Here is a 6,195-nt window from a genome sequence, read left to right on the forward strand (position 1 = left end):
GCGGTGATGTCCGCCCCGGCGGCCTCGACGGCGACGAGTGCTTCGCTCACCGGGTCACTTCACCGAGACCTGGGAGATGTCCAGCACGCCGGTCCAGTCGCTGATCACGATGTTCTTGACGTCCGAGCCGTACAGCCGCTTGTAGACGGGGTGGAACAGCGGGACGACGAGGGCCTGGCCGGCGATCTTCTTGTCCAGCGCGCCCCAGCGGGCGGCGGCGGCGTTCAGGTCGGTCAGCTTGTTGATGGCGTCGATCTCGGTGTTGACCGACGCGTCGTCCAGCAGGCCGTTGTTGAAGTTCGCGCCGTCCTTGACGATCTGGCGGCCGTCGAAGATCGGGGCCAGGAAGGGGCCGCCGGAGGGCCAGTCGGCACCCCAGTGGGCGAGGAAGAAGCCGGGCTCGGTCTTGACGCTGTGGATCTTGTCCCGGTAGTCGTTGTCCTCAAGGCCCTGGAGCTTGACCGTGATGCCGGCCTTCTTCAGTGCGTCCTGGAGGGCGGTGGCGATCTCCGGGCTGGTCTCGAAGTCCTTGCTGTTGGAGTGGGTGAGGGTGACGGTCAGCCCGGTCGGGTGGCCGGCCTCCTTCAGCAGCTCCTTCGCCTTGGCCGCGTTGCCGGACCTGCCCGCCGGAAACAGGTCGTGCGGGGTGTACCCGAAGGACTTCTGGTCGGGCAGGAAGGTGGTGGCCGACTCGGCGAGCGCGGACCCGCCCGCCGCGTTGATCACCGAGGAGCGGTCGACGGCGTACGAGATCGCCTGGCGCACCTTCGGGTCGTCGAACGGCTTCACCTTCGGGTTGAAGGCGATGTAGTTCGTGTAGCCGAAGTGGCCGGTGCCCACACGGGCGGCGAGGCCCTTGTCGCCGCTGACCCGGGCGAGTTCGGCCGGGCCGAGGTTGGTGTCGGTGGTGACGGCGGCCTTGTCGGCGCCCTGGGAGGCGGCGAGCCGCTGGTTGATGACGGAGGAGTCGAGCCCGGACCGCACATCGACCTTGTCCGGGTACGCCTTGCGCTCGTCGTCACCGCTCCAGTGCGGGTTGCGCTCCAGCAGGACGCGCTCGCCGTCGTTGCGGTTCTCGACCACCCGGTACGGGCCGGAGGAGACCGGGTGCTGCTCGTACTTGGTGCCGGTGTCCTTGCTCTTCGGCACCGGCGTGAACTGCGTCTGGGTGGCGAGGAACGGGAACTCGCCCTCGGGCTTGTTCAGATGGAAGACGAGGGTCCGCGCGTCCGGCGTCTCGATCGCCGAGAGACCCTTCTTGTCCTTGTACGGGCCCTGGTAGCCGGCGGCGCCGGTCAGCCAGTCCCGCAGGTAGGGCGCGCCACCGGAGAGTTCGGGGGCGAAGGACCGCTCGACGCCGTACTTGATGTCGGCCGAGGTGATCGGCGTGCCGTCCTCGTACTTCAGCCCCTCCTTCAGGGTGTACGTCCACACGGTCGCGTCCTTGTTGGGGCGGCCGGTGTCGGTGGCGAGGTCGGGGACCACCTTGGCACCCTCGGCGCCGTTCTCGCGGTTGCGCGTGGTGAGGGTGCGGAAGACCAGCGAGGGGACGTTGCCGCCGCCGGAGGTGTAGAGGCGGGCCGGGTCGAAGTCGGTCTGGGCCTCGGCGTTCAGCACGGTGAGGGTGCCGCCCTTGTGGGGCGCGGCGTCGCCACCGGCGCCCTTGGCATCGTTGTCCTCAGGACCGCAGGCGGCGACGCCCGCTGCCACGGCCAGGCTGACGGATGCCGCTGCCACGCGGCGCGCTATGACGGACGGTTGACGCATCGGAAATGACGACCTCTCGGGGGGACCCTCGGGGCATCCCGAGGGGTGAGACATATGGACGAGGAATGAGACACCCGCGGACAGGCGTCGGCCCCGGCGTCAGTCGTCGAGAGGGCCCGCGAAAGAGATCACGGGCGGCGGGGAGAAAAGGGCACGCATCGACGCGGACGCCAGGGAGGCGGTCAGCGACAGTCGATGTCGGCCACGCAGAGGGCGGTCACACCGATGAGCGCCAGCTCGATGGCGGCGCTGCGGAAGACGGCGTGACGGGACCACATGCGCAGAAATATGAACGAACTTGCGACTCATGTCAATGTGACATGAGTCGGACCCGTCCGCCCCTGCGCCCACTTGCGCATCAACTCTCAGGGTAGGGCCAGGCGTTGGGCAGGCAGTGGATTCCGTCGTGGTCGAGGAACTTGGTCTGCTGCTGCATCACCGGGGCGAGCTGGCCGTCCTTCTGGCACATCACGTGCCCGTACCCGAGCCGGTGGCCGACCTCGTGGTTGATGAGCATCTGCCGGTAGGGGTAGATCCTGGCGCCCCCGTAGGTGACGCTGCCCTGTGCCCAGCGGTAGGCGTTGATCATCACGCGCTCGGTGGCCGCCGAGTCGCAGGAGACGTTGTCCTCGGTGGTGTCCAGGCCCGACTTGGCGCACCACACGGCGGTCGTGCCGGGGCTGGCCAGCGTGATCACGAAGTCCGGCTTGCCGGTGGAGACCCGCTCGAAGGCGCGCTCACCGTGGTGGGCCCAGCTCCGGTCGTCGTTGAGGGTGCGCTGCACGGCGTCGGCGAACAGCGCGGCGTCCAGGCCGAGCCCCTGCTCGACGTCGACCCGGTAGGTCATCCTCACGCCCTTGCCGGGCGCCTCGGCCGAGCCGGGCACCGGGTCGAGCTTGCCGGACCCCTTGAGGGCGGCCCCCAGGGGATAGAGACGGCCCATCTTCTGGGCGTAGGTCAGCGGGACGGCGCTCGGCGCGCTGGAGGGGACGGCCTGGGCAGCGGGCGGCGGCCCGCCGCCGGCGGCCTGGGCCCGGGACTCGCCCCGCGCGCGGCCGTCGGCCACCTGTCCGGCGACGACGATGGCGAGCACGGTGGTCACGGCGGCGGCCGCGACCCCGGTGAAGGCCCGCCCCTTGCCGCCGGGCCGGACCTCCGGCGCGGCTGCCGGGGGCGGCCCGCCATCGTCCGGCGCGGTCCTGGGCTCCGGCACCCGGGCAGGCCGGGCCGACGCCGGCGCGGCGCGCTCCGCGAAGGCGTCCAGGTACTCCCTGCGGGGGCCGGGACCCACGTCCGCCGGCTCCGCGCGCCGCTGCCGCGGGAAGGGCGCCGGGGCGGGACGCCGGGCGGCACCCTGAGCGCCCTGAGTACCCCGCGCCCCCTGTGTGCCCCGGCCCTCGAACTCCCCCCAGCCGCCGCCCGTCTCACGCTGCTCGGGATGACCGCCGCGCGCCCGCCCGGACCCCTCGGCGACACCGCCCGGCGCCCGGTCACGAGCCCCGGCACCGCCGTCCCGGCCGGGCGGGACGTGCCCTCCGGCACCGCTCACGGCCGCGGCGGAGGCGTCCGCGCCCCGATGCCCGGCACTCCGCGACTCGCCCGCCTGAGGACCCCGAGGACCCTCAGGGCCCGGAGCGGCCGGCCCGTCACCCCTGGAGTCCTGACCGGCGCCCGGCGGACGCCGGCGCGCGGCGAAGTCACCCGTCCCGGTGACACCCCCGGCGGCCCCCGCCGCCGTGTCCGTGTCCTCCCTGGCCGAGGCGTCCCCCTTGGGAGCCGGTCCTCGGCGGCTGTGTCGTCCCACCCCTGCCCTCAGTTCTCCGCGTCCGTGGCGCCCACCGCGGCGCTCTCCACGAGAAGTTCGCGGAACGCCCTGGCCACCAGTTCCGGGTATTCCATCATCGCCACGTGCCCGGCGTCCGGCAGGGACAGCAGCGTCGAATCCCTGAAGGAGCGGGCGGCCTTGGCGGCCATACGGAAGCCGACGAGTTGGTCACGGCCACCGTAGACCAGCAGGGTCGGCGCGAGCACCCGCTCGGCCTGCCGCCACAGCCCCTGCTGCCCGCCCAGGGTGTACGCGTCGATGATCCCGCGCGCGGAGCGGGCCATCGCGTCCCAGAAGTACGGCAGCCTCAGGCGCCGTTCCAGCTCCTCCACCGCGTACCGGACCGCCTCCGGCGACACGCTCGCGGGATCGCCGTAGCAGAGCGCCATCGCACCGCGCACCCGCTGCTCGGCGGTCCACTCCCGGGTGATCCGGTTGAACAGCGCGGCCACCCCGGGCACGCCCAGCAGCGCGGTGGGGGCGGCGCTGCGCTGGATGCGCAGCTCCGGCAGGGCGGGCGAGACCAGCGTCAGGGTGCGCACCAGGTCCGGGCGGACGGCGGCCACGCGCGTGGAGACCGCGCCGCCCAGGGAGTTGCCGAAGAGATGGACCGGGCCGCGGCCGGCCGCGTCGAGGTGGCGGATGACGGCACGCGCGTGCCCGGTGACGGAGTAGTCGCCGTCGTCCGGCGGCGGGGAGTCGCCGAAGCCCGGCAGATCGACGGCCTCGGAGTCGACGGCATCGTCCAACTCGGCCATCAGCAGGGACCAGTTCTGCGAGGAACCGCCGAGCCCGTGCACGAACAGCGCGGGCTGGAGGCCCTGCCCTCGGGGCGGCCGGGACCGGACCGTCAGGGTGACCCCCGGCAGTCGCACCGACCTCATCCGCTCACCCTCGCCCACCCTTACGGGTGCGACCCGGGGGAGCACGCTCGCGGCCGGCACGGAAGGTGACTCGGTCGAAGACATGCGGCAATGTTACGAGACGATCACACCGGGGCTCATGTGTTCGCCCTCACAGGGCGGGAGGGCGGGGGCGGGTGCCCGTCTCCCCGATGGCGTGGCGTCGCCCTGGTCCGTCTCCTAGGCTCGTATGACAGCGCTCCCGCAGGGGTGCCCGCCCGGTCCCGAGGTTGCCGGAGGTTCCTGTACGGAAGCTGGAAGAACGGGAAGGAAGGGAGGCCGTCATGGCCCACGACCCCACCGAGCCGGACGAGATCGAGAGCCCGGAGGACGGCGGCGAACGGCAGATCTCCGTGGAGGCCCCCGAGCGTGACGCCGTCGAGCAGCGCGCCCCCCTCACGGAGGAGCGGGACGAGCCGCTGAGCGGCGTGGACCCGGACCGGGGCAGCGAGGGCGACCGGATCGAGCAGGCCCGTGTGGTCAGGTCCGACGAGGAGGACTACCGCTGACCGGGCGGGCACCGGGCCGGGTACCACGGCTTTCGCCGTCGTCCGGTACGTGAAATTCTGCGCTCGCACCGCGCACACCGGGGTTACCGAAAAGTACGATGGCCGCGCGGCCCTGCACCGCATGAGTGACGACACTGGGAGGCGGCGTGACAGCCATCGAGCAAACAGAGGCAGCACGCCCGCGCGGCACCCGTCTGCCACGCCGAGCCCGGCGCAACCAGTTGCTGGGGGCGGCCCAGGAGGTCTTCGTCGCCCAGGGTTACCACGCGGCCGCGATGGACGACATCGCCGAGCGCGCCGGGGTCAGCAAGCCGGTGCTCTACCAGCACTTCCCCGGCAAGCTCGACCTCTACCTCGCCCTGCTGGACCAGCACTGCGAGGCACTGATCCAGGCCGTGCGCGCGGCACTCGCCTCGACGACCGACAACAAGCAGCGCGTACGGGCGACCATGGACGCCTACTTCGCGTACATCGAGCACGACGGCGGCGCCTTCCGCCTGGTCTTCGAGTCGGACCTGACGAACGAGCGGGCCGTGCGCGAGCGCGTGGACAAGGTGACCAACGAGTGCGCCGAGGCGATCTGCGAGGTCATCGCCGAGGACACCGGCCTCTCCCGCGCGGAGTCCATGCTGCTCGCCTCCGGCCTCGGCGGACTCGCCCAGGTGGTGGCCCGTTCCTGGCTGCACAGCGACCGCAGCGTGCCCCGCGACCAGGCGGTGCAGCTGCTGGCCTCGCTGGCGTGGCGCGGCATCGCCGGTTTCCCGCTGCACGGCACCGACCACCACTGACGCGCGGCCCGCTCGTGCGGCGTGTTCGCTGATGGCGTTCCCGCCGGAGGCGTACGCGTCCCCGCACCGGGCTAGTGTGTGCTGCGTACGGCGCGGCAGATCGCGCACATCACTGACCGTCGGAGGGACATAGCCGTGGAGGTCAAGATCGGCGTGCAGCACGCGCCCCGCGAGATCGTTCTGGAGAGCGGTCAGAGCGCCGAGGAGGTCGAGCGCGTCGTGGCCGACGCCCTGGCCGGCAAGTCGCCGCTGCTGAGCCTGGAGGACGAGCGCGGCCGCAAGGTCGTGATCCCCGCGGACCGTCTGGCGTACGTGGAGATCGGCGCGCCGACCGTGCGCAAGGTCGGTTTCGGCACGCTGTAGGCGCGACACCTGTGAAGGGCCCGGCGGCACAGTGCGCACTG

Annotated in this window: 7 protein-coding genes; 3 read left to right on the forward strand and 4 right to left on the reverse strand. The window is 72.1% G+C overall.

Going from position 1 to position 6,195, the window contains the following annotated elements; all coding sequences use genetic code 11:
• Positions 1 to 54 precede the first annotated feature (54 nt).
• From ACFWN1_RS30770 to ACFWN1_RS30785, 4 genes are all read right to left on the reverse strand, one after another.
• Positions 55 to 1,767, reverse strand: a complete 1,713-nt coding sequence (locus tag ACFWN1_RS30770; protein ID WP_384369219.1) for an ABC transporter substrate-binding protein — start codon at positions 1,765 to 1,767, stop codon at positions 55 to 57.
• Positions 1,768 to 1,949: 182 nt separating this feature from the next.
• The gene (locus ACFWN1_RS30775) at positions 1,950 to 2,045 is read right to left on the reverse strand and encodes an Ms4533A family Cys-rich leader peptide (RefSeq protein WP_324608470.1); all 96 of its coding nucleotides are present in this window, start codon (positions 2,043 to 2,045) and stop codon (positions 1,950 to 1,952) included.
• Between the two features lie 80 nt (positions 2,046 to 2,125).
• Positions 2,126 to 3,571 (reverse strand): DUF3152 domain-containing protein, encoded by a 1,446-nt coding sequence (locus tag ACFWN1_RS30780; RefSeq protein WP_384369223.1) that lies wholly within the window; start codon positions 3,569 to 3,571, stop codon positions 2,126 to 2,128.
• Positions 3,572 to 3,579: 8 nt separating this feature from the next.
• The gene (locus ACFWN1_RS30785; protein WP_384369226.1) at positions 3,580 to 4,560 is read right to left on the reverse strand and encodes an alpha/beta fold hydrolase; all 981 of its coding nucleotides are present in this window, start codon (positions 4,558 to 4,560) and stop codon (positions 3,580 to 3,582) included.
• Positions 4,561 to 4,778: 218 nt separating this feature from the next.
• On the opposite strand from ACFWN1_RS30785, the gene ACFWN1_RS30790 reads away from it, so the two are divergent.
• From ACFWN1_RS30790 to ACFWN1_RS30800, 3 genes are all read left to right on the forward strand, one after another.
• Complete coding sequence (locus ACFWN1_RS30790) at positions 4,779 to 5,003, forward strand: hypothetical protein (protein ID WP_384369229.1); 225 nt, start codon at positions 4,779 to 4,781, stop codon at positions 5,001 to 5,003.
• 146 nt (positions 5,004 to 5,149) lie between these two features.
• Complete coding sequence (locus ACFWN1_RS30795) at positions 5,150 to 5,791, forward strand: TetR/AcrR family transcriptional regulator (protein WP_384369232.1); 642 nt, start codon at positions 5,150 to 5,152, stop codon at positions 5,789 to 5,791.
• A gap of 135 nt (positions 5,792 to 5,926) precedes the next feature.
• The gene (locus tag ACFWN1_RS30800) at positions 5,927 to 6,154 is read left to right on the forward strand and encodes a DUF3107 domain-containing protein (protein WP_217463053.1); all 228 of its coding nucleotides are present in this window, start codon (positions 5,927 to 5,929) and stop codon (positions 6,152 to 6,154) included.
• Positions 6,155 to 6,195 lie beyond the last annotated feature (41 nt).

This window comes from Streptomyces sp. NPDC058459, assembly GCF_042721685.1.
Classification (GTDB): domain Bacteria; phylum Actinomycetota; class Actinomycetes; order Streptomycetales; family Streptomycetaceae; genus Streptomyces.